Raw genomic sequence first — 19,597 nt, forward strand, 5'->3', positions numbered from 1 at the left:
CGAACAGGACAGTGAAACGACTCAGCGCCGATGATAGTGCGGATTCCCGTGTGAAAGTAGGACATCGTCAGGCTACTTATAGTGAGAAAAGCCCCTGCTGTATCAGCAGGGGCTTTTTTCGTTTCCGAGCGGTGATATTCATGCGTTCATCTGCCCTTGTTCGGAGGGCAGTGGGGCATCTGTTCACCTCGCGCTATAGTCATGCCATGTTCGACGTTCTGGTCTACCTCTACGAGCATTACTGGCGCCCGGACGCCTGTCCCGAGGCGGGTCTGTTGGCGCGAAAGTTGTCTGCAGCGGGTTTCGAGTCGGAGGAGATCAACGAGGCCCTGGCCTGGTTGAATGGGCTTCAGGCGGTCAACTCCCATCTGGTTCTTCCGCCTGCGTCCGACAGTGCCCGTGTGTACACGGACGACGAGTGCGAGCGTCTCGGCCCTGAGGCGCTCGGGTTTCTCCAGTTTCTGGGGGCCGCCGGGGTCTTGTCGCCCAGTCTCCGGGAGGTGGTGCTGGAGCGTGTTTCGGCGTTGCCGCGTGCCCCTGTGGCGCTGGAGGACTTCAAGATCCTGGTGCTGCTGGTGTTCTGGAGCGCGGGAGAAGAGCCTGACGCGCTCATCTTGGATGAGCTCTTCGTGGACGACGGAGATCGCCTGATCCACTGATCAACAAGGCCCTTCGGGGCCTTTTGTCATTCAAGTTGACGCCTGTGCGACCGTAATCATGGATGCCGATGGGTTCGCAGTGGACCGATCGCCGAGAGGGTCTGGGACATGGGTGAGCGAGGAAAGCTGGATCGGAAGTCTGAATTGGCCGACGCGCCGGGCCGCGTCGTGTCGCGCGTCTGGCACGATCGCACTCGGCATACGGGGAGGGCATGGTTGTTGACAGGCTTTCTGCTGTCTGGGCTGCAAGGCTGCGACCAGCTGGGGATTGAAACGCCACAGAAGGCCGCCGAACGCAGCGAAGCCGAGGCCAAGGCGATTGGGAGTGCCTGCCGTCATGCGATGCGGGCGATCGAGGATTGCTACACGCTGAACCCGAAGGCCGACAAGTCGGCGATGTTTGGGGGATGGCGAGAGATGGACGAGTACATGCGGGAGAACAAGCTGGAGGGGATTGCGCCGGTGGTGCCCAGGCCTCCACCTCCGCAGGCCGCCTCGAAGGCATCCGCGCCGGCTTCTGCGGCATCGAAGGCCGACGAGGAAGAGGATGCGGAGGATCCGCCGCCCAAGAAGGCGTCGAAGGGCAAGGGGCACTGAGGCGGTCGGGGCGTGTGGCGTGGCGGGTGGACCCTGGATGGGGGTGCTTGCCCGAGATGCCGTATGGAAATGGCTTCGGACCTTTCTACAATGGCGCCAGTTTTGTCAACGCCAACACTGGCAGCCATCATGACCATCCTCCGATTTGAAGACCTCGTGGCCCAAGGCAAGGCCGCTGGCCAGCGCGTGTTCATCCGCGCCGATTTGAACGTGCCGCAAGACGATGCCGGGAACATCACCGAAGACACGCGCATCCGCGCGTCGGTGCCGGCGATCGAGCTGGCCTTGAAGGCTGGGGCCGCCGTGATGGTGACTTCGCATCTGGGCCGTCCTACCGAAGGCGAATTCAAGCCGGAAGATTCGCTGGCACCCGTGGCCAAGCGCCTTGGGGAGTTGCTGGGCCGCGAGGTCAAGCTGGTGAGCGAATGGGTGGACGGTGTGACCGTGGCCTCCGGTGAAGTGGTGATGCTCGAAAACTGCCGCCTCAACAAGGGCGAGAAGAAGAACAACGAAGCGCTGGCCCGCAAGATGGCTGCGCTGTGCGACATCTTTGTTCACGATGCCTTTGGCACCTCGCACCGTGCGGAGGGCACGACCTACGGCATCGCGCAGTTCGCGCCGATCGCCTGTGCTGGTCCGTTGCTCGCGGCCGAGATCGACGCGATCAACAAGGCCCTGGCGGCACCGAAGCGTCCGCTGGTGGCGATCGTGGCTGGCTCGAAGGTGTCGACCAAGCTGACGATCCTGGAGTCGCTGTCGAAGAACGTGGACGGCCTGATCGTGGGGGGCGGCATTGCCAACACGTTCATGCTGGCCGCCGGCCTGAAGATCGGCAAGTCGCTGGCCGAGCCCGACCTGGTCGGCGCGGCCAAGGCGGTGATCGAGGCCATGAAGGCCCGCGGTGCGGCGGTGCCGATTCCGGAAGACGTGGTGGTGGCCAAGACTTTCTCGGCCGATGCCGAGGCGACCGTGAAGGCGGCCACCGATGTGGCCGAAGACGACCTGATTCTGGACATTGGACCGAAGACCGCCGCCAAGCTGGCCGAGCAACTGAAGGCTGCCGGCACGATCGTGTGGAACGGCCCGGTGGGCGTGTTCGAGTTCGACGCCTTCTCCCATGGCACCGAAGCGATTGCTCGCGCGATCGCGGCCTCGCCGGCGTTCAGCATCGCGGGTGGTGGCGATACGTTGGCGGCCATTGCCAAGTACGGCATCGAGAAGGACGTGGGCTACATCTCGACCGGTGGTGGCGCTTTCCTGGAGGTGCTGGAGGGCAAGACCTTGCCGGCCTTCGAGATCCTGAGCCAGCGCGCAGCGGGCTGAGACGGCTTTGAGCCGATGCAGCCGTGGCGAGGCGCCCGGCTGTGATGAGAAGCCTCTCTGCGGAGAGGCTTTTTTGTGTGCGGCACGCGGATCAGCGCCCGGCGGCGTGCAGGGCTTCGCCAGCCAGGATGGGGTTGCCGGTCTGGTTGAAGGTGTCGAGCCAGCGTTGGTAGCTGCGCATCTGGCCTTGGTGCCAGGGGTGGAAGCCGGGTTTGTAGTACTGGAGGTAGTGGCCCAGGATGCTCATGTAAAGGCCGCCGGGTTTGTAGAGCCACCACAAGCCCTGGGCCCAGAGCCTGGCTCGCTCCCAGCGGCCAAAGCCGTCGACCTTGAGCATGTAGCGGGTGGTGAGCAGGGAGTGCACGTTGAAGCCCAGCGTGACGACGACCATGGCCCAGACGCGTCGCAGGTAGCCGACCTTGGCCACTTTTTGCATGACGTCGAAGGCGACGGCCTTGTGCTCGATTTCTTCCATGGCGTGCCAGGCGTACATGGCGCGTATGCGTGGGTCGGCGTGCTCAAGCACTTCTTTGCGCTCGAAAAAGCCGTGGGCCATGATGGCCGTCATGTGCTCGGCCGCGGCGGTTTCGGCCAGGGTCATTTTGCGGGGCAGGTGCTTGCGCAGGATGTTGAACAGCAGGTGGCGGGTGATGCCCTCGAGGCGGTCGACGTCGATGCCCTGGGCTTTGAGGCGGCGGTTGTACTGGTCGTGGACCATGCCGTGCTGGGCCTCCTGGCGGATGAAGTGCTGGATGTCTTCCTTGAGTTGCGGGTCGCTCACCTGATCGCGGAAGTCGCGCACGCAGGCGATGAAGTAGCGCTCGCCCTCGGGGAAGATGGTCGACATGGCGTCGAAGAAGCGGGATTTGAAGGGGTGGCCACCGAACCAGTGGCGGGGGATGTCACCGTCGAGGCCGAAGTCCAGGCGCTCGCGGGGGACGATGGTGTGGTCGCTCATGGGGGGCTCCTTGCGACGAGAAGACGAGGGAAGGGGCTGGGCTGGATTCACGCGCGCACTGCATCGACCCAGTGGCGTTCGCCGTGCAGGCGGTTGCCCGCCTCGATGGGGTCGCCGGTTTCTTTCAGCAGGCGCCGCCAGGGCTCGTAGCTGGGGACGACCGGTTCCTGCCAGGGGTGAAAGCCGGGTTTGAGGTAGCGGAAGTACTGGCGCAGGATGGGCGGGTAGAGGCCGCCGGGGCCGTAGAGCCAGTACAGGCCCTTGGCCCAGATGCGGGTGCGCTCCCAGGGGGAGTAGCCATCGACCTGGAGCATGTGCCGCATGATGCGGAAGACGTGGAAGGGGAAGAGCACGGTCACCAGGAGCATGGAGCCAACGCGGTTGAGGTAGCTGGAATGGGCCACGTCCTGGAGGACGTCGAAGGCGACGGCCTTGTGTTCCATTTCTTCCATGGCGTGCCAGACGTAGAGGGCGCGCACACGCGGGTCTGCACCTTCGAAGATCTCGGGGCGCTGCACGAAGCAGTCGGCCATGATGGCGGTGATGTGCTCGGCGGCGGCGGTGATGCCCAGTGTGAATTCGCGCGAGCACTTGCCACGGATGAGGGTGAAGAGGCGGCGCTCCTGGCCGGCGAGGATGGCGTCGACGGCGACGCCTTGTGCCTTGAGGCGGTTGTTGTAGCGGGTGTGGACGATGCCGTGCTGGCCTTCCTGGCGGGTGAAGTCCTTGATGTCCTGCAGGGTCTGGGGATCGGTGATGCGGTCGCGGAAGTCACGCACGCAGGTGATGAAGAATTTCTCGCCCACAGGGAAGAGCGTGGACATGGCGTCGAAGAAGCGGGTCTGGAAGGCATCGCCAGCCAGCCAGTGGCGGGGGATGTCGCCGTCGAGCCCGAAATCGAGCTTTTCACGGGGGACGATCGGGGGCGGCGTGAGCGTGGGGTGGGGCATGGACAGCTTCCTCGGCAACGCGTCTCAGGGCGTGAGAGGCGGTGAGTGGACTGTAGGCAGGAGCCTGCCGGTGCGCCATGTCCGCTGGCGACACCAAGGCAGTTTTTGTGACAGTGCGGCCCCGGGTTAAACCGGGGGCTGCAGCCTGACCTCGTGGTGCAGGCGGCGCCAGGCAGTGGGGGTGTGGCCAGACCAGCGTGTGAAGGCCTGGGTGAAGCTGCGGCGGTCGGAGAAGCCCAGGCGTTCGCTCGTGTCTTCGATGGACCGCGTGGGGTCGGCCAGCCACTGGCGTGCCAGGCGAAAGCGCAGGCGGTCGAGCAGGGCCGAATGGGTCTCGCCAGCGTCTTTGAGGCGGCGTTGAAGGGTGCGGACGTGCAGGCCGAGTTCGTCGGCCAAGGCGGGCAGGCCCAGGCCGAGCAGGCGCGGTTTGGCGAGGCAGGCGGATTCGATCTGGGCAACCAGGGGGTGGGATGCGGGCGTCTCGTCGCTGGCGAGCAGGCTGCGAACCTGGTGCTGGGCGACCTGTTCGACGACGCGCTGGGCGGCCATCTCGTGAAGGGCGGGCAAGGCGCCGCCCAGGGGGCGATCGAGCAGGGCGCGGTCGAACCAGAGGGCGTCGATGGGGGCGTCGTGGGCGATGGGGACCTGGAAGTGCGCCTCGCAGGTCGCTGATGCGGCATGGCGTGCGTGCCGAAGGGACACCTGCCCGACGGCGCCTTCTTCGCCGAGCAGGGTGCGGCTGAACTTGATGATGGTGGTGAAGGCGGCTTCGGTGAAAGGCCAGGTGGCGTCGAGCGGCGCGTCGTCCAGCGCGAAGCTCAGGGTGATGCGGGCCTGGTGGCCGTGCTCGGAGAGGTCGAAGCGCAGATAGGGGTTCACCAGGGGCGGGATCCAGGCGAGGGCGCGGGCGGCATCACGCAGGGTGGCGCTGGTGGCGATGAAGGTTTCGACGTCGGCCAGGTATTCGAAGGCGAAGGTTTCGCCCAGGGCGATGGGGAAGTGCTGGCCGGCGCCCTGGCGGCGGGTGTCGTCGACGCAGCGCTGCATGACGCGCTGCAGGGTGGCGCGAGGGATGGCGGCGGTACTGGGGTGGAGTTGGGCGGGCGTGAGTCCTTCGGCGCGGAAGATGGCTTCGATGTCGATGCCGCAGCGCCGGGCCGCGCGCACCCAGTTCGTCACGGTGACGAAGGGGATGAGCTGGGGGGCGTTGTGCGGCATGAGACGGTGCCGGTTCAGGGGCGCGGCCTGGCGGGGGAGGGAGCGGTGTCGGGCGAGGCGAAGTGCGCCAGCCATTGCAGCACCTCGGCTTCGGTGCGCTGGGGTTGTTCGAAGGGGTAGAGGTGGCTGCCTTCGATCCAGGACATGGCCTGGCCGAACAGCTGGCGGGTGCCCTGGAGGCCCACGGCCTTCAGTTCTGCCGAGCGGGTGCCACCGATGAAGGCCATGGGACAGCGTGGCGGGCGACGGCGAAAGTCGCGCAGCAGCCGGTGCGGCATGGTGTTGTAGATGGCGGTTTCGACTTCGCGGCTGAAGCGCAGGCGGCGGATGGCCTGGCCGCCGGGTGTGGCCGCAGGCGCGGCTTCGGTGCCGGTGTCGACGTAGTCGGCCAGGATGTCGGGGTGGAAGGCGGCGAACTTGGGCTTGGCGTGGAAGTGGGCCTGGACGGCCTGCAGGCTGGGCCACTCGTGGGTGCGCTGAGCCGAGATCTGCGAGGGCATGACGCGCTGCATGGTGCCCAGGTGCTTGGCCAGGCCGATGCCGGCGGCTTTCCAGCCCGAGAGCAGGGGCGAATCCATCACGACCACGCCCTGAGCCCATTGCGGGTGCCGCGAGGCCAGCATCATGCTGAGGTAGCCGCCCAGCGAGTGCCCCACCAGGAAGGCCGGGGTGCGCACTTCTTGCTCCATCGTGTGGCGCAGCTGTTCGACGAGCAGGGGCCAGTCGGTGGTGACGGGGAAGCGCGGGTCGTGGCCGATGCGGTCGATGGCGTGCACGGTGTAGCCCGCGGCGCGCCAGCCGTCGAACAGGCGGCGGTAGGTGCTGGCGGGGAAGCTGTTGGCGTGCGCGAAAACGATGGTGCGGTACACGGCGGTATCGGTGTCGATGGTGCGCCGAAGTGTAAGGGGCTGTGGTGTCCCGTGCACAGGGGGCCAACGAGAGGGCGCGGCAGGCGCGGATCGCGGCCCGCCTCAGGGCAAATCCCCGGATGCAGCGTATTAATAAAATGTTAAACATCAGGCTGGGGCACACCCTGAACCGCTGCCACACGCGGCGCGGATGGCCGTGCCGCCATGACGTCACACACCACGACCACTGGAGACCCTTTCATGCCCCGTTCCACCAAGATCGTTGCCACCCTTGGCCCCGCTTCGTCCACGCCAGAGGTGCTGGAGAAGATGCTGCGTGCCGGGGTGGACGTGGTGCGACTCAATTTCTCTCACGGCAAGGCGCAGGATCACATCGACCGTGCCGAGCTGGTGCGCCAGGCCGCTGCCCGTGTGGGCAAGGTCGTGGCCATCATGGCCGACCTGCAGGGCCCCAAGATCCGCGTCGGCAAGTTCGCCGAAGGCAAGGTGATGCTGGAGCCGGGCCAACCCTTTGTGCTGGATGCCAGCCGCACCGAACCGGGTGACATCGAAGGCGTGGGCCTCGATTACAAGGAGCTGCCCCGCGACGTGAAGCCGGGCGATGTGCTGCTGCTCAACGATGGCCTGATCGTGCTGACGGTCGACTCGGTCAAGGGCGAAGCCGTGCACACCACGGTGAAGCTGGGCGGCGAGCTCTCGAACAACAAGGGCATCAACAAGCAGGGGGGCGGGCTGACCGCGCCGGCCCTGACGGCCAAGGACATGGAGGACATCAAGACGGCTGCCAGCTTCCAGTGCGACTACATCGCCGTCTCCTTCCCGAAGAACAGCACCGACATGGAGATGGCCCGCCAGCTGGCCAATGTGGCCGGTGAGCCCTGGAAGCACCGCCCCGCGCTGATCGCGAAGATCGAGCGCACCGAGGCCATCCCGAACCTGGAGGCGATCCTGAAGGCCTCCGACGGCATCATGGTGGCCCGTGGCGACCTGGCCGTGGAGGTGGGCAATGCCGCGGTGCCTGCGCTGCAAAAGCGCATGATCAAGATGGCGCGGGAGATGGACAAGGTCGTGATCACGGCCACGCAGATGATGGAGTCCATGATCGTGAACCCGGTGCCCACGCGCGCCGAGGTCTCGGACGTGGCCAACGCCGTGCTGGACGGTACCGATGCCGTGATGCTGAGTGCCGAGACCGCCGCGGGCAAGTACCCCATCGAGACGGTGGAGCAGATGGCCGCCATCGCCCTGGCCGCCGAGCGCGCCGAAGAGGTGTCGCTGGACGCCGACTTCACGAACAAGACCTTCGGTCGCATCGACCAGTCGATCGCCATGGGGGCGCTGTTCACGGCCTATCACCTGGGTTGCAAGGCCATCATCGCGCTGACCGAGTCGGGTTCGACCGCCCTGTGGATGAGCCGCCACCGCATCCACGTGCCCATCTATGGCCTGACCGCGCAGCCAATCTCCCAGCGCAAGATGGCGCTCTACCGCAATGTGCGCCCGCTGCTGATGCCCACCTACGCCGACCGCGACGAGGCCCTGCGCAAGGCCGAACTGCTGCTGGTCGAACGCGGCGTGCTCAAACCGGGCGACACCTATGCCATCACCTGCGGTGAGCCCATGGGCCACCCAGGAGGCACCAACATGCTGAAGGTGTGCGAGGTGGCCTGATCAGGCGGCTTCGCTGAGCGTGGCGCTCGCCCCGTGCGGCAGCCACGACAGCAACACGGCGAGCAGCTGCTCGTCACGGAAGGGCTTGGGCAGGTAGGCGTCCATGCCCGCATCCAGGCAGCGCTGGCTGTCTTCGGCCAGGGCGCTGGCCGTGAGCGCCACCACCGGCAGCCGGGGCAGGCCGCGGGCCTGTTCGTCGGCGCGCAGCTGGCGGGTGGCCTCGAAGCCGTCCATCTCGGGCATGTGGCAGTCCATCAGGACCAGGTCGGGCCGGGGGCGGCTGCCATCGCGCAGGCGCGCCAGCACGGCGGCACCATCGGTGCAGACCTCCACGCCCAGGCCATGTCGGGCCAACAGGGCGTGCACCACCATCGCGTTCACCTCGTTGTCTTCGGCCAGCAGCACCTGTCCGCGCAGGCGCACGGCGCGGGCCTGTTGCGCCTGCGCGGCCTCGGCGTCCAGCCTCGTGGAGAGGGTGTGTTGGGCCGTGCGGTCGGCCGGCAGCGGCAGGCTCAGCTCGAAGGTCGAGCCCCGGCCGGGCGTGCTCTGGCAGGTGATTTCGCCCTGCATCGCGCGCGCGATTTCGCGGGAGATCGTCAGGCCCAGGCCGGTGCCGCCAAAGCGGCTGTCCAGGGCCCCGTCGATCTGACGGAAGGCGGCGAAGATGTGGGCTTGCGCCTCGGTAGGGATGCCGATGCCGGTGTCGCGCACCTGCAGGATCACGGGCGCGTCGGGGGCATGGCGCCAGGCCGAGAGCAGCACGTCGCCTTGCTCGGTGAACTTGACCGCATTGCCCAGCAGGTTGAGCAGGATCTGGCGAACCCGGGCCGGGTCGCCGCGCACCACGCAAGGCCGAGGCAGGCGCAGATCGGTGCGCAGGCGCAGGCCTTTTTCCTGCGCGGTGACCTGGGTGAGCGCGGCCACGTCGTGCAGCAGTTCGTGCAGGTCGAAGGGTTCGGGGCTGAGGGTGAGGTGGCCGGCCTCGATGCGTGACAGGTCGAGGATGTTGTTGATCACGCTGAGCAGGTGTTCCCCCGAGCGCTCGACCAGGGCCAGGCGCTGGCGGTCGGTCGGATCGAGCCGCGCCGAACGCAGCATGCGCGTCAGGCCCAGGATGCCGTGCAAGGGGGTGCGCAGTTCGTGGCTCATGGTGGCCACGAAATGGCTCTTGAGCGCGTTCTCCTGCCGGGCGAGGCGCAGTTCGGCTTCGTTGTCGCGCACCTGCTGGTCGGTGGTGATGCGGTCCTGCAGCAGCGCCACCAGGCGGCGCTGGGCCTGGTGGGCGGCGACCAGCTGGGCCAGGGCAAACAGGGCCATGCCCAGGCCGGTGAAGCGCAGCCAGGCGTCGCCCTGCGCCAGCAACAGGGCCGAGGTGGGCAGCACCACGGGCAGGCTGTAGGCCGCGGCAAAGAGCCAGTGCGCCTGCAGCGAGAAGCAGGCCAGCGTGGCCACACCCATCAGGCAGGCGGCCACAACCAGGGTGAGCGTCGTGTGGCCCTGCAGGGCCAGAAAGCCCGCGCTGCCCCAGATGCAGCCGTCGAGCAGCAGCAGCGCCAGGCATTGCAGGCGCCAGGCCCGGTGGTGTCGCCCATGGTGGCTGCGGTGCCACTCCAGGTGGAGGATGCGGGCGGCCGCCACCAGCAATTTGAGCGTCACCCAGGTCTGCAGCGCCACCTGCGACACGTGGGGGCTCAGGAAGACCGCGCCCAGCAGCGCGAACAGGGACGCCACGACCACACCGGGGGTCGACAGGGCGTGCAGCAGGTGGAAGCGCTCGGCGTCGAGTTGCCGGGCCAAGGCGCGCTCGCGAGGGCGCGTGGAAGCAGGGGAGTTCATCGGGATACAGCCAACCTTGAACGGCCGCACCCGGCATGCAAGGGGCCGGTGGGCGTCGCCGTCATTTTGAAGGGTGGGGGCGGGTATTCCCGTTCTTTCGTGAAAAATGCCGCACGCACCGCCTTGGCGCAGCGCCGGCGGCCAGTTTCTTGCTGGACAGGACAGGGCCAGGCCGTGGTACGCCGCCGACCCTTTTCAAACCGCGCCGGCCCCCTTTTCGCAGGCTTTTGTCGCCCATCGGCCAAAAGGGGTGGATGGGGCGTTTGCCCGAGATTCGGGGGGTGTTGGCCGGCACGGGCAGTGGCTAGAATCCCGCCCAGTTCCATGCGGATGAGGGTCTGTCCGCATTAATATTTTGTTAACTTTGTATTAGGGGTTTCCATGGCACTCGTTTCCATGCGCCAACTGCTGGACCATGCCGCCGAAAATGGCTACGGCATTCCGGCTTTCAACGTCAACAACCTGGAACAGGTGCAGGCCATCATGGCGGCCGCCGACGAGGTCGGTGCGCCCGTGATCCTGCAGGCCAGCGCCGGCGCACGCAAGTACGCTGGTGAGCCCTTCATCAAGCACCTCATCCAGGCCGCGGCCGAGATGTACCCTCACATTCCCCTGGTCATGCACCAGGACCACGGCACCAGCCCCAAGGTCTGCGAAGGCGCGATCAACCTGGGCTTTGGCTCGGTGATGATGGACGGCTCGCTGAAGGAAGACGGCAAGACCCCGGCCGATTTCGACTACAACGTGGACGTGACCCGTCGCGTGGTCGAGATGGCCCACAAGGTCGGCGTGACCGTGGAAGGTGAACTCGGCTGCCTGGGCAACCTGGAAACCGGTGAAGCGGGCGAAGAAGACGGCATCGGCGCCGAAGGCAAGCTGGACCACAGCCAGATGCTGACCGACCCCGAAGAAGCCGCCACCTTCGTCAAGGCCACCCAGCTCGACGCCCTCGCGATCGCCATCGGCACCAGCCACGGCGCCTACAAGTTCTCGCGCAAGCCCACCGGTGACATCCTGGCGATTTCGCGCGTGAAGGAAATCCACGCCCGCATCCCCAACACCCACCTGGTGATGCACGGTTCGTCGTCGGTGCCGCAGGAGCTGCTGGCCATCATCAACGAGTACGGCGGCAAGATGAAGGAAACCTACGGCGTGCCCGTGGAAGAAATCCAGGAAGCCATCAAGTTTGGCGTGCGCAAGATCAACATCGACACCGACATCCGCCTGGCGATGACCGGTGCCGTGCGCAAGTTCCTGTTCGAGAACCCGGACAAGTTCGACGCCCGCGAATGGCTCAAGCCCGCCCGCGAAGCCGCCAAGCAGGTGGCCAAGCAGCGCTACCTGGAGTTCGGGTGCGAAGGCCAGGCCGCCAAGATCAAGGGCATTTCGCTGGTCGACATCGCGGCCGCTTACGCCAGCGGCAAGCTGGCCCAGGTGGTCGCCTGAACGAGGTGAGGCGCCGTGTGCGGGCGGGTGCCTGGTCGCGGGCCTCGTTGGGCGCGGCCCTCGTGCTGTTGCCGCTGCTGCTGGGCCTGAGTGCCTGCAGCCGGCCGCCTGAGGCCCCGGTGCCCGTGGTCGACACCACGGCGCGCACCGTCTATCCCATCGTGCTGGTGCACGGCATGATGGGTTTCGATCAGCTGGGCCGCGTGCCCTACTGGGTCGGGATCCCCGAAGCCTTGCGCGCGCATGGCGCCGAGGTGCACTTGGTGCAGGTCTCGGCGTTCAACAGCTCCGAGGTGCGTGGCGAGCAGCTGCTGACCCAGGTGCAGGCCCTCCTCCGGCAGACCGGGGCGGCCAAGGTTCACCTCATCGGGCACAGCCACGGCAGCCACACGGCCCGCTACGTGGCCGGGCTGCACCCCGAGCTCGTGGCCTCGGTCACCAGCGTGGCCGGGCCCAACCTGGGTTCGGAAACCGCCGATTGGGTGCAAGGCCTGGCAGGCGAACACGACTGGGCGCTGTCGGCCCTCTTGTCCTCGGGCAATGCCCTGGGACACGTCATCAATTGGCTGAGCGACGCAGATCTGCCTCAGGACGCCGGTGCCGCCATGCGGTCACTGTCCAGCCGCGGCGCGGCCGCCTTCAACCGGCGTTTTCCGGCCGGTGTGCCCACCACGCCCTGTGGCCAGGGCGACGCGGCGGTGCAGGGCGTGCGCTACTACGCCTGGAGCGGTGTCGGCACCTTCTACAACGCGCTGAACCCGGCCGACTACCTCATGAAGCTCACCAGCCTGACCTTCCACACGGAAGCCGGCGACGGCCTGGTGGGGCGTTGCGCCAGCCACCTGGGGCAGGTGATCCGAGACGACCTCCCGCTCAACCACTTCCATGCGGTGAACCAGTTCCATGGCCTGGTGGCCGATGGGGTGGACCCGGTGCAGCTGTATGTCGACCATGCCCGTCGGCTGAAGGCCGCGGGGCTCTGACGGGTACGGAGAGAGAGGGGCTGCCCCGGGTGTGCATGGGGTGCCATCCCGGGCCGTGCCGGTTAAGCTGAAGCCTGCCATCCGGCCCCAGAGGAGACCCCTTCATGCTCAAGCTGCACGGCTTTTCGCTCTCGAACTACTACAACAAGGTCAAGTTCATCCTGCTGGAGAAGGGCGTGCCCTTCGACGAGGTTTTCGCACCCCTGGGGGGCGGGGAGGGCGCCCAGGACAAAACCCCGCTGGGCAAGATCCCCTTTCTGGAAACCGAGGCCGGCTTCCTGTGTGAAAGCCAGGTCATGGCCGATTACATCGAGGCCCGCTGGCCTGAGCCGCGCCTGATGCCGGCCGATCCCTGGCAGGCGGCCAAGGTGCGCGAGCTCATCGCCTTCATGGACCTGCACGTCGAGCTGTGCGCCCGGCAGCTCTACCCCCAGGCCTTTTTTGGCGCGACCTTGCCCGAGGGCGTGGCCGACCGCGTGAAGGGCGAGCTGGTCCAGCGTCTGGCGGCCTTCCGGCGCCTGGCGCGCTTTGCCCCGTTTGCCGCGGGCGAGCATTTCACCCAGGCCGATTGCGCCGTCTTCGTGAGCCTGCCCCTGGCGGCCATGGCCAGCCGGGCCGTGTGTGGCGAAGACCTGGTGGCCGCTGTCGGCATCGACTGGAAGGGCTACGTCAAGCTGATCGAGCAGCGTCCAGCCGCCCAAAAGGTTGTGGCCGACCGCAAGGCTGACCAGGCGCGCGCACTGGCCGCCGCCCGGGTCCGGCAGACCGGGCAGGGCTGATCCGCCACAAGTCCGCCCAGGATGGCGCGGGGCCTCTGGCTGAGGCCTGGGCGGCTGTGATAAAACATGACAGAAGGCCAAGGTCCCCGCCGGGGTGCTGTCTGGCCTCAACCAGAACAGCAGGGTGAGATGGCGATGAGGCAGGCAGTGATCCAGCGGCACCACGTCACGGAGCGCGGCGTGGCCGGGCCCAGGGTGGTCTTGGCGCATGGCTTTGGTTGCGACCAGCGCATGTGGCGGCACGTGGCCGATGACCTGGCCCACGACCACCGCGTCGTGTTGTTCGACCACGTGGGCAGCGGCCGGGCCGATGCCAGCGCCTGGTCGCCCGAGCGCTACGACAGCCTGGATGGCTACCGCGACGACGTGCTGGCCCTCCTGGAGGCCATCGGCGACGAGCCGGTGGTCTATGTCGGCCATTCCATCAGCGGCAGCATCGGCCTCATGGCGGCGCTGGTGGCACCCGAACGTTTTGCCCGGCTGATCATGCTCGCGCCCAACCCCTGTTTCGTCAACGATGGCGATTACGTCGGCGGCTTTGAGCGCAGCGACATCATGGACCTGCTGGAGCTGATGGAGCGCAACATGCTGGGCTGGGCCAATTTCCTGGCGCCGGTGGCGGTGAAATCCGACGAGCAGCCCGAACTGGTCGAAGAAATGCGCGCCAGCCTGTGCAGTGGCGACCCGGCCATCCTGCGGCAGTTTGCGCGGGTGGTGTTCCTCTCCGACATCCGTCCGCTGCTGGGCCAGGTCACCGTGCCCACGCTCCTGCTGCAGTGTGCCGACGATGGCATCGCGCCCCTGGCCGTGGGCGATTACCTCGCCGCCCACATTCCTGGCTCGACCTTGCGGCGCATGCGCGCCACGGGGCACTGCCCCCACCTCAGTCACCCGGCCGAGACCATCGCCCTGATCCGCGGCTACCTTGGCCAGGCCGGGGCCGATTGAAGGGCGCCGGCATGAACGAGCTGGAAGCGCCCGACCTTCATGCCTTGCCCTGCGGCCTGTTCAGCGTCGGGCCCCGCGACGAGCTGCTGTGGGTCAACGAGACCCTGGCCCAGTGGCTGGGGCACGATGCCGAGGCGCTGATCGGTCAGCCCCTGAGCACCCTGCTGCCGCAGGCAGGGCGCCTGATGTGGCACACCTATGTGCTCCCGATGCTCGACGCCCAGGGCGTCATCGAAGAGGCCTCGATGATGCTGTTGCGCGCCCAGGGCGGCACCATCGACGTGCTGCTCAATGCGCGTCGCAGCGCCAGCCGGCCCGAAGGCGATCTGCGCATCCAGGTCAGCTGCTTCCGACTGCTGGAGCGCCGCCGCCTCGAGCTGCAGTTGCTCACCGTCAAGCGCGTGGCCGAAGAGGCGCCTGGCCTGCTGTTCCAGATGCGGCGCCACCCCGGCGGTCAGGTGGCCTTCACCTACGTGACCGAAGGCATGCGCACCCTGTTTGGCGTGAGCCCCTCGGTGGCCCTGCGCGATGCCCCGGCCGTCTGGGCCGCCGTGCACCCGGATGACCTGCCCCGCCTGCAGCTGGCCATGGCCCGCTCGGCCGACCAGCTCCAGCCCTGGCGCCAGGAGTACCGCGTGCGCCTCCACGGGCAGGAGCAATGGCGCGAAACCCACGCCTCTCCCAGTCATGAGCCCGATGGCACCGTGCTGTGGCACGGCTACACGGCCGACATCAGTGCGCGCAAGCAGCTGGAGCAATCGCTGCGCGACAAGGAGGCCGCCGAGCAGGCCAACCAGGCCAAAAGCAGCTTCCTGGCCCGCATGAGCCACGAGCTGCGCACCCCGCTCAACGGCATCCTCGGATTCGCGCGCCTGCTCAAGGTGCAGGGGGCCCCGCTGGACGAGGACCAGCGCCGCAAGGTCGGCTACATCGAGGTGGCGGGCGACAGCCTGCTGCACCTGATCAACGAGGTGCTGGAGATCTCCCGCATCGAGGCCGGCCACACCAGCGTCAACGTGCAGCCCATGCAGATCGACGAGATCCTGCGCCAGGCACTGCGCCTCAACGAGCCCGCGGCAGCGGCCAAACAGGTGCGCCTGCTCGCGCCCGCACAGCAGGGCTGGTGGGCCGAGGTCGACGAACACCGTTTGCTGCAGGTGCTCAACAACCTGCTGTCCAACGCCATCAAGTACGGCCCGCCTTCGGGCACGGTGCGGCTGTCGGCCCGGGCCGAAGACGGCGTGCTCACCCTGTCCGTGCAGGACGAGGGCCCCGGCCTGAGCGAGGCCCAGCAGGCTCAACTCTTCCAGCCCTTCAACCGCCTGGGTGCCGAGCGCAGCGGCGTGGAGGGGGTGGGACTGGGGCTGGTCATCACACGTGGCCTGGTCGAGCTCATGGGGGGGCACATGACGGTGGAGAGCGCCCCGGGGCAAGGCGCCTGCTTCAAGGTCCACCTCCAGGGCGTCGACGAGCAGGACACCCTGGGCCAGGCCGACTGGGTCAGCACCGGGCCGGGCGCGCTCGACGAGCCCGGCGGGCCGGCCGCGGCGACCCTGGTGTCGACCACGGCGGAGGCGGAGCCCGTGCTCTACGTCGAGGACAACCGCGTCAACGCCGTGCTGATGCAGGCGGTGTTCGAGACCCAGTCGCGCTTCTCGCTCACGGTGGCCGAAACCGGTGCCGAGGCGGTCTCGGCCCTGGCCACCCTGCGCCCTTGTGCGCTCATGCTCGACATGCACCTGCCCGACACCGACGGCATCGCGCTGCTGCAGCGCCTGCGTCGCCTGCCTGGGCTCGCCGAGGTGCCGGCCGTGGTGGTGTCGGCCGATGCCATGCCCGCCGACATCGAGCGAGCCCTGGCCTGCGGTTTCAGCGATTACTGGACCAAACCGCTGGACGTGGCCCGGGTGCTGCCCGGTCTGGCGGCCCTGGTGGACGCCGCCACGCACCCATCCGAGGCGCCTTGAGACCTGCTGAAGGCCCTCAGGGGCGCCATCAGGCGGCACAATGTCGGCCTGATCCGTCTCATTCAGCCCCGGCAACGCACCATGACCTCTGCCCTGCACACCTCCGCCATCACCTCCCTGCCCCTGCTTGCCCGTGGCAAGGTGCGAGACAACTACGCCGTGGGCGACGACCGCATCCTCATGGTGGCCTCCGACCGCATCAGCGCCTTCGACGTCATCATGGGCGAGCCCATCCCGGGCAAGGGCGCCTTGCTGACCAAAATGGCCCTGTTCTGGTTCGAGTTGTTGAAGGACGTGGCCCCCAACCACCTCACCGGTGACGACCCCGTCAGCGCCGTGACCCCGGCCGAGCGCGCCCAGGTCGAGGGCCGCGCCATGCTGGTCAAGAAGCTCAAGCCCCTGCCCGTGGAGGCCGTGGTGCGCGGCTACCTGGCTGGCTCTGGCTGGAAGGAGTACCAGGACAACGGCGAGGTCTGCGGTGTGAAGCTGCCGGCCGGACTGCGCAATGCCAGCAAGCTGCCCGAGCCCATCTTCACTCCCGCCACCAAGGCCGATGTGGGCGACCACGACGAGAACATCAGCTACGAGAAGATGGTCGAGATCATCGGCGCCGACATGTCGGCCAAGGTGCGCGAACTGGCCATCGCCCTCTACAAAAAGGCTGCCGACTACGCCCTGACCAGGGGCATCATCATCGCCGACACCAAGTTCGAGTTCGGCCTCGATGAACACGGCACCCTGACCGTGATGGACGAGGTGCTGACGCCGGATTCCTCGCGCTTCTGGCCCATCGAGGGCTACGAAGCCGCCTTCAAGGCCGGTGCCAACCCGCCCAGCTACGACAAGCAGTTCGTGCGTGACTGGCTGGAACAGGCCACGGTCAATGGCCAGCCCTGGGACAAGACCGCCCCGTCGCCAGCACTGCCGCAGGACGTGATCGAGAAGACCACCGCCAAGTACCAGGAGGCGCTGACCCGCCTGATCGGGGGCTGAACCCGGCTCGCCACCCCTTTGCTGCCCAGGTGGTGGCAGGGCAAAGAAAAAGCGTCCCGAGGGACGCTTTTTTCATGGGCCGATGACGACAGGCGATGACGGGCGTGAGGGCAGTCGTGCCAGGCGCCCCGTGCGCCTCAATGGCTGCGGCGGCGGGCCAACAGGCCGGCCACACCCAGGCCTGCCAGGGCCAGGGCCAGGGATTCGGGTTCCGGCACGGCCGGCGTCACCGGCGTCAGGCTGAAGTAGCCGCCGTAGCTGGAGGTCTTGCTGCCCAGGATGTCGCCCGTGATGGTCAGCTTGTAGAAGCCTGCGGTCAGGCCGGTGAAGCTGTATGCGTCGGACAGGTCGTTGTCGATGTACTCGACGCCGTTTTCGCTGGTCAGGGTGGCGATCACATGGGCCAGGCTATTGGTTGCACCCGTCGTCCAGGCGAGTTCAACGATGGCGTCCTGGTCACCGGCCAGGCTCAGCTCGAAGTTGTAGAGGTCGCTGAAGCTGTTGCCGGCGTTGCCTTTGGAGAAGGTGTTGCCGATGTTGATGGCGGTGTCGTCCATCAGGTCCAGTTCGGTGGTCGACGTCAGGATGGTGGCCGAGGCGTTGCCCAGAGCGGCCAGGCCGAGGACGGAAGCGAGGAAAATGGATTTCATGGTCATGCTCCTGTCGGTCGCAAAGACCGTGCCAGATAAGGGGAGGGCAGCGGATGCTGCACCGCAACGAAACCCATTCTAGTGAGGGCGGTGGGGCTGTCATCCCCCGCACAAGGGGGCTGGCACCCGCTTTTTGCGGAGCCCCGCTCAGCCGCCCTCGGGCTCGCCATCCTGCGCGGCCGCGTCCAGCAGGGCCTGTTGCGCGCGCGCCTCGGCCTCGGCCTGCGCCAGGGCCTGCGCGACCTCGGGTGAGGCGGCCCAGCCCTTGATCACCTCGGCGGCATCGCCCACGCCCAGCTTGCTCAGGGATGAGAACAGGGCGATGCCCATGTCGGCCTCTTCGGTGGCGATCTCGCCCAGCACGGCCTGGGCCGCGCGCAAGGACTCGGCCTGCTCCTTGCGGTTGAGCTTGTCGGCCTTGGTGAGCAGCACCAGCAGCTTGACCTCGCCGTTGCGCACGCGGGGCGTGACGAACTGCAGCAGCTGCAAATCGAGTTCGGTGAAACCGTGCCGGGAGTCGACCATCTGCACCACGGCGGCCAGGTTGCGGCGCAGGGCGAGGTAGTCGGCCATCACCTCTTGCCAGCGCAGCTTGGCCGTGCGGTCGACGGCGGCGTAGCCGTAACCGGGCAGGTCGGTCCAGACCTGATCCGGGGCCAGCTTGGGGCCCAGCTGGAAGAGGTTGATGTGCTGGGTGCGCCCGGGGGTCTTCGAGGCGTAGGCCAGCTGGCGCTGCTGGGCCAGGGTGTTGATGGCGGTGGACTTGCCCGCGTTGGAGCGGCCGACGAAGGCCACCTCGGGCAGCTCGCTGGCAGGCAGCTGGTTGAGCTTGGCCGCGGTGGTGTAGAACCGCGCGGAATGGGCCCAGGCCAGGGCCTCCTTGGCCTCGGGCGGGAGTTCGGGGGCGGCCACTTTGCGGGGCGCGTGCATGGCCCGATTCGGGCTCGGGGTGACGGGCCGGGCGGGTTTTGCACTCGGCTTTGACTTGGCTTGCTTGGGGCTGCTCATGGGGCATTGTAAAATCCATTGGTTTACCTGCCAGAAAATCATGAAGGCCTGAGCGTCTACACTGCGCAGTTACCGTTTTTGCCCCATCACCGCAACTCACCACCCCCAGCCATGAAGCGCTTTTCGAACCTGATCGCCCTTGCCACGGTGGCCCTGTCCCTGTCCGGTCTGGCCCACAGTGCCGAAACCAAGGCCGCCAAGCCTGATCTGGCTGCTGGGGAAGCCAAGGCCACCACGGTGTGCGCCGCCTGCCACACCGCCGACGGTTCGCGCGGCATGCCCACCTACCCGATCCTGCAGGGCCAGCACCCCGAGTACCTGGTCAAGCAGCTGACCGAGTTCAAGGAAGGCAAGCGCAAGAACGCCATCATGGGTGGCATGGCTGCTGCGCTGACGCCGGAAGACATGAAGAACGTGGCCGCCTTCTACGCCTCCAAGAAGGCCAAGGACGGCAGCGCCAAGAATCCCGAACTGGTGGCCGTGGGTGAAAAGATCTACCGCGGTGGCATCGCCAAGAAGAGCGTGCCCGCCTGCGCCGCCTGCCACAGCCCCAACGGCGCCGGTCTGCCCGTGCAGTACCCCCGTCTGGCTGGCCAGCACAGCGATTACATCAAGGCCCAGCTGACCGCCTTCCGCCAGGGTGAGCGCACCAACAATGCCCAGATGAGCGCCATCGCCGCCAACCTGAGCGACAAGGAAATCGACGCCCTGGCCGACTACGTCGCCGGCCTTCGTTGATCGA

General features: G+C 67.2%; 18 protein-coding genes. 11 read left to right on the forward strand and 7 right to left on the reverse strand.

What is annotated here, in order from left to right; translation table 11 throughout:
* Window positions 1-206 precede the first annotated feature (206 nt).
* The 3 genes from QZ994_RS07455 (at window position 207) to QZ994_RS07465 (ending at window position 2,579) form a co-directional block, all read left to right on the forward strand.
* Window positions 207-659 carry a DUF494 family protein gene (locus QZ994_RS07455; RefSeq protein WP_290870420.1) on the forward strand — a complete coding sequence of 151 codons (453 nt, stop codon included), beginning with the start codon at window positions 207-209 and terminating at the stop codon, window positions 657-659.
* A 243-nt stretch (window positions 660-902) separates the two neighbouring features.
* Window positions 903-1,256, forward strand: a complete 354-nt coding sequence (locus tag QZ994_RS07460; RefSeq protein ID WP_290870486.1) for a hypothetical protein — start codon at window positions 903-905, stop codon at window positions 1,254-1,256.
* Window positions 1,257-1,385: 129 nt separating this feature from the next.
* The gene (locus QZ994_RS07465; RefSeq protein ID WP_290870422.1) at window positions 1,386-2,579 is read left to right on the forward strand and encodes a phosphoglycerate kinase; all 1,194 of its coding nucleotides are present in this window, start codon (window positions 1,386-1,388) and stop codon (window positions 2,577-2,579) included.
* Window positions 2,580-2,670: 91 nt separating this feature from the next.
* Here the strand turns inward: QZ994_RS07465 and QZ994_RS07470 are convergent, their stop codons facing one another.
* The 4 genes from QZ994_RS07470 to QZ994_RS07485 all read right to left on the reverse strand — a co-directional run bounded on the left by QZ994_RS07470 (window position 2,671) and on the right by QZ994_RS07485 (window position 6,574).
* Entirely contained in the window at window positions 2,671-3,537 is an 867-nt protein-coding gene (locus QZ994_RS07470; protein WP_290870424.1) for a metal-dependent hydrolase, read from the reverse strand.
* Window positions 3,538-3,584: 47 nt separating this feature from the next.
* Entirely contained in the window at window positions 3,585-4,487 is a 903-nt protein-coding gene (locus QZ994_RS07475) for a metal-dependent hydrolase (RefSeq protein WP_290870426.1), read from the reverse strand.
* A gap of 126 nt (window positions 4,488-4,613) precedes the next feature.
* Complete coding sequence (locus QZ994_RS07480; RefSeq protein WP_290870429.1) at window positions 4,614-5,705, reverse strand: AraC family transcriptional regulator; 1,092 nt, start codon at window positions 5,703-5,705, stop codon at window positions 4,614-4,616.
* A gap of 14 nt (window positions 5,706-5,719) precedes the next feature.
* Window positions 5,720-6,574, reverse strand: coding sequence for an alpha/beta hydrolase (locus QZ994_RS07485; protein ID WP_290870432.1), 855 nt, complete (start codon window positions 6,572-6,574; stop codon window positions 5,720-5,722).
* 240 nt (window positions 6,575-6,814) lie between these two features.
* Here QZ994_RS07485 and pyk point away from each other — a divergent pair, with 240 nt between their 5' ends.
* Window positions 6,815-8,245, forward strand: coding sequence for a pyruvate kinase (pyk, locus tag QZ994_RS07490; protein WP_290870435.1), 1,431 nt, complete (start codon window positions 6,815-6,817; stop codon window positions 8,243-8,245).
* Here the strand turns inward: pyk and QZ994_RS07495 are convergent, their stop codons facing one another.
* Window positions 8,246-10,081, reverse strand: a complete 1,836-nt coding sequence (locus QZ994_RS07495) for an ATP-binding protein (protein ID WP_290870438.1) — start codon at window positions 10,079-10,081, stop codon at window positions 8,246-8,248.
* A 381-nt stretch (window positions 10,082-10,462) separates the two neighbouring features.
* Here QZ994_RS07495 and fba point away from each other — a divergent pair, with 381 nt between their 5' ends.
* The 6 genes from fba (at window position 10,463) to QZ994_RS07525 (ending at window position 17,197) form a co-directional block, all read left to right on the forward strand.
* Window positions 10,463-11,527, forward strand: coding sequence for a class II fructose-bisphosphate aldolase (fba, locus tag QZ994_RS07500; RefSeq protein ID WP_290870441.1), 1,065 nt, complete (start codon window positions 10,463-10,465; stop codon window positions 11,525-11,527).
* Window positions 11,528-11,544: 17 nt separating this feature from the next.
* Window positions 11,545-12,510 carry a triacylglycerol lipase gene (locus QZ994_RS07505; RefSeq protein ID WP_290870444.1) on the forward strand — a complete coding sequence of 322 codons (966 nt, stop codon included), beginning with the start codon at window positions 11,545-11,547 and terminating at the stop codon, window positions 12,508-12,510.
* A 104-nt stretch (window positions 12,511-12,614) separates the two neighbouring features.
* The gene (locus QZ994_RS07510) at window positions 12,615-13,289 is read left to right on the forward strand and encodes a glutathione S-transferase (protein ID WP_290870447.1); all 675 of its coding nucleotides are present in this window, start codon (window positions 12,615-12,617) and stop codon (window positions 13,287-13,289) included.
* A 129-nt stretch (window positions 13,290-13,418) separates the two neighbouring features.
* Complete coding sequence (locus QZ994_RS07515; protein WP_290870450.1) at window positions 13,419-14,237, forward strand: alpha/beta hydrolase; 819 nt, start codon at window positions 13,419-13,421, stop codon at window positions 14,235-14,237.
* Between the two features lie 11 nt (window positions 14,238-14,248).
* A complete protein-coding gene (locus tag QZ994_RS07520; RefSeq protein ID WP_290870453.1) occupies window positions 14,249-16,204 on the forward strand; it encodes an ATP-binding protein in 1,956 nt (651 codons plus the stop codon).
* 81 nt (window positions 16,205-16,285) lie between these two features.
* Window positions 16,286-17,197: a phosphoribosylaminoimidazolesuccinocarboxamide synthase gene (locus tag QZ994_RS07525; protein ID WP_290870456.1), complete on the forward strand. Its 912-nt coding sequence runs from the start codon at window positions 16,286-16,288 to the stop codon at window positions 17,195-17,197.
* A 137-nt stretch (window positions 17,198-17,334) separates the two neighbouring features.
* Here the strand turns inward: QZ994_RS07525 and QZ994_RS07530 are convergent, their stop codons facing one another.
* Complete coding sequence (locus QZ994_RS07530; protein ID WP_290870459.1) at window positions 17,335-17,847, reverse strand: FxDxF family PEP-CTERM protein; 513 nt, start codon at window positions 17,845-17,847, stop codon at window positions 17,335-17,337.
* Window positions 17,848-17,994: 147 nt separating this feature from the next.
* On the reverse strand, window positions 17,995-18,777 hold the full coding sequence (gene yihA, locus QZ994_RS07535; protein WP_290870463.1) for a ribosome biogenesis GTP-binding protein YihA/YsxC: 783 nt from the start codon (window positions 18,775-18,777) through the stop codon (window positions 17,995-17,997).
* A gap of 189 nt (window positions 18,778-18,966) precedes the next feature.
* On the opposite strand from yihA, the gene QZ994_RS07540 reads away from it, so the two are divergent.
* Window positions 18,967-19,593 carry a c-type cytochrome gene (locus QZ994_RS07540; RefSeq protein WP_290870466.1) on the forward strand — a complete coding sequence of 209 codons (627 nt, stop codon included), beginning with the start codon at window positions 18,967-18,969 and terminating at the stop codon, window positions 19,591-19,593.
* Window positions 19,594-19,597: the final 4 nt, after the last annotated feature.

It is taken from the genome of Aquabacterium sp. (genome assembly GCF_021768455.1).
In the GTDB taxonomy this organism is placed as follows: Bacteria; Pseudomonadota; Gammaproteobacteria; order Burkholderiales; family Burkholderiaceae_C; genus Aquabacterium.

Excerpts from the sequence above, each read along its gene's own strand:
- QZ994_RS07515 (WP_290870450.1), top strand. The coding sequence starts at position 13,419 with ATGGCGATGAGGCAGGCAGTGATCCAGCGGCACCACGTCACGGAGCGC.
- fba (WP_290870441.1), top strand. The coding sequence starts at position 10,463 with ATGGCACTCGTTTCCATGCGCCAACTGCTGGACCATGCCGCCGAAAAT.
- QZ994_RS07530 (WP_290870459.1), bottom strand. The coding sequence starts at position 17,847 with ATGAAATCCATTTTCCTCGCTTCCGTCCTCGGCCTGGCCGCTCTGGGC.
- QZ994_RS07480 (WP_290870429.1), bottom strand. The coding sequence starts at position 5,705 with ATGCCGCACAACGCCCCCCAGCTCATCCCCTTCGTCACCGTGACGAAC.
- pyk (WP_290870435.1), top strand. The coding sequence starts at position 6,815 with ATGCCCCGTTCCACCAAGATCGTTGCCACCCTTGGCCCCGCTTCGTCC.
- QZ994_RS07455 (WP_290870420.1), top strand. The coding sequence starts at position 207 with ATGTTCGACGTTCTGGTCTACCTCTACGAGCATTACTGGCGCCCGGAC.
- QZ994_RS07540 (WP_290870466.1), top strand. The coding sequence starts at position 18,967 with ATGAAGCGCTTTTCGAACCTGATCGCCCTTGCCACGGTGGCCCTGTCC.
- QZ994_RS07470 (WP_290870424.1), bottom strand. The coding sequence starts at position 3,537 with ATGAGCGACCACACCATCGTCCCCCGCGAGCGCCTGGACTTCGGCCTC.
- QZ994_RS07475 (WP_290870426.1), bottom strand. The coding sequence starts at position 4,487 with ATGCCCCACCCCACGCTCACGCCGCCCCCGATCGTCCCCCGTGAAAAG.
- QZ994_RS07525 (WP_290870456.1), top strand. The coding sequence starts at position 16,286 with ATGACCTCTGCCCTGCACACCTCCGCCATCACCTCCCTGCCCCTGCTT.
- QZ994_RS07465 (WP_290870422.1), top strand. The coding sequence starts at position 1,386 with ATGACCATCCTCCGATTTGAAGACCTCGTGGCCCAAGGCAAGGCCGCT.
- yihA (WP_290870463.1), bottom strand. The coding sequence starts at position 18,777 with ATGCACGCGCCCCGCAAAGTGGCCGCCCCCGAACTCCCGCCCGAGGCC.
- QZ994_RS07510 (WP_290870447.1), top strand. The coding sequence starts at position 12,615 with ATGCTCAAGCTGCACGGCTTTTCGCTCTCGAACTACTACAACAAGGTC.
- QZ994_RS07520 (WP_290870453.1), top strand. The coding sequence starts at position 14,249 with ATGAACGAGCTGGAAGCGCCCGACCTTCATGCCTTGCCCTGCGGCCTG.
- QZ994_RS07495 (WP_290870438.1), bottom strand. The coding sequence starts at position 10,081 with ATGAACTCCCCTGCTTCCACGCGCCCTCGCGAGCGCGCCTTGGCCCGG.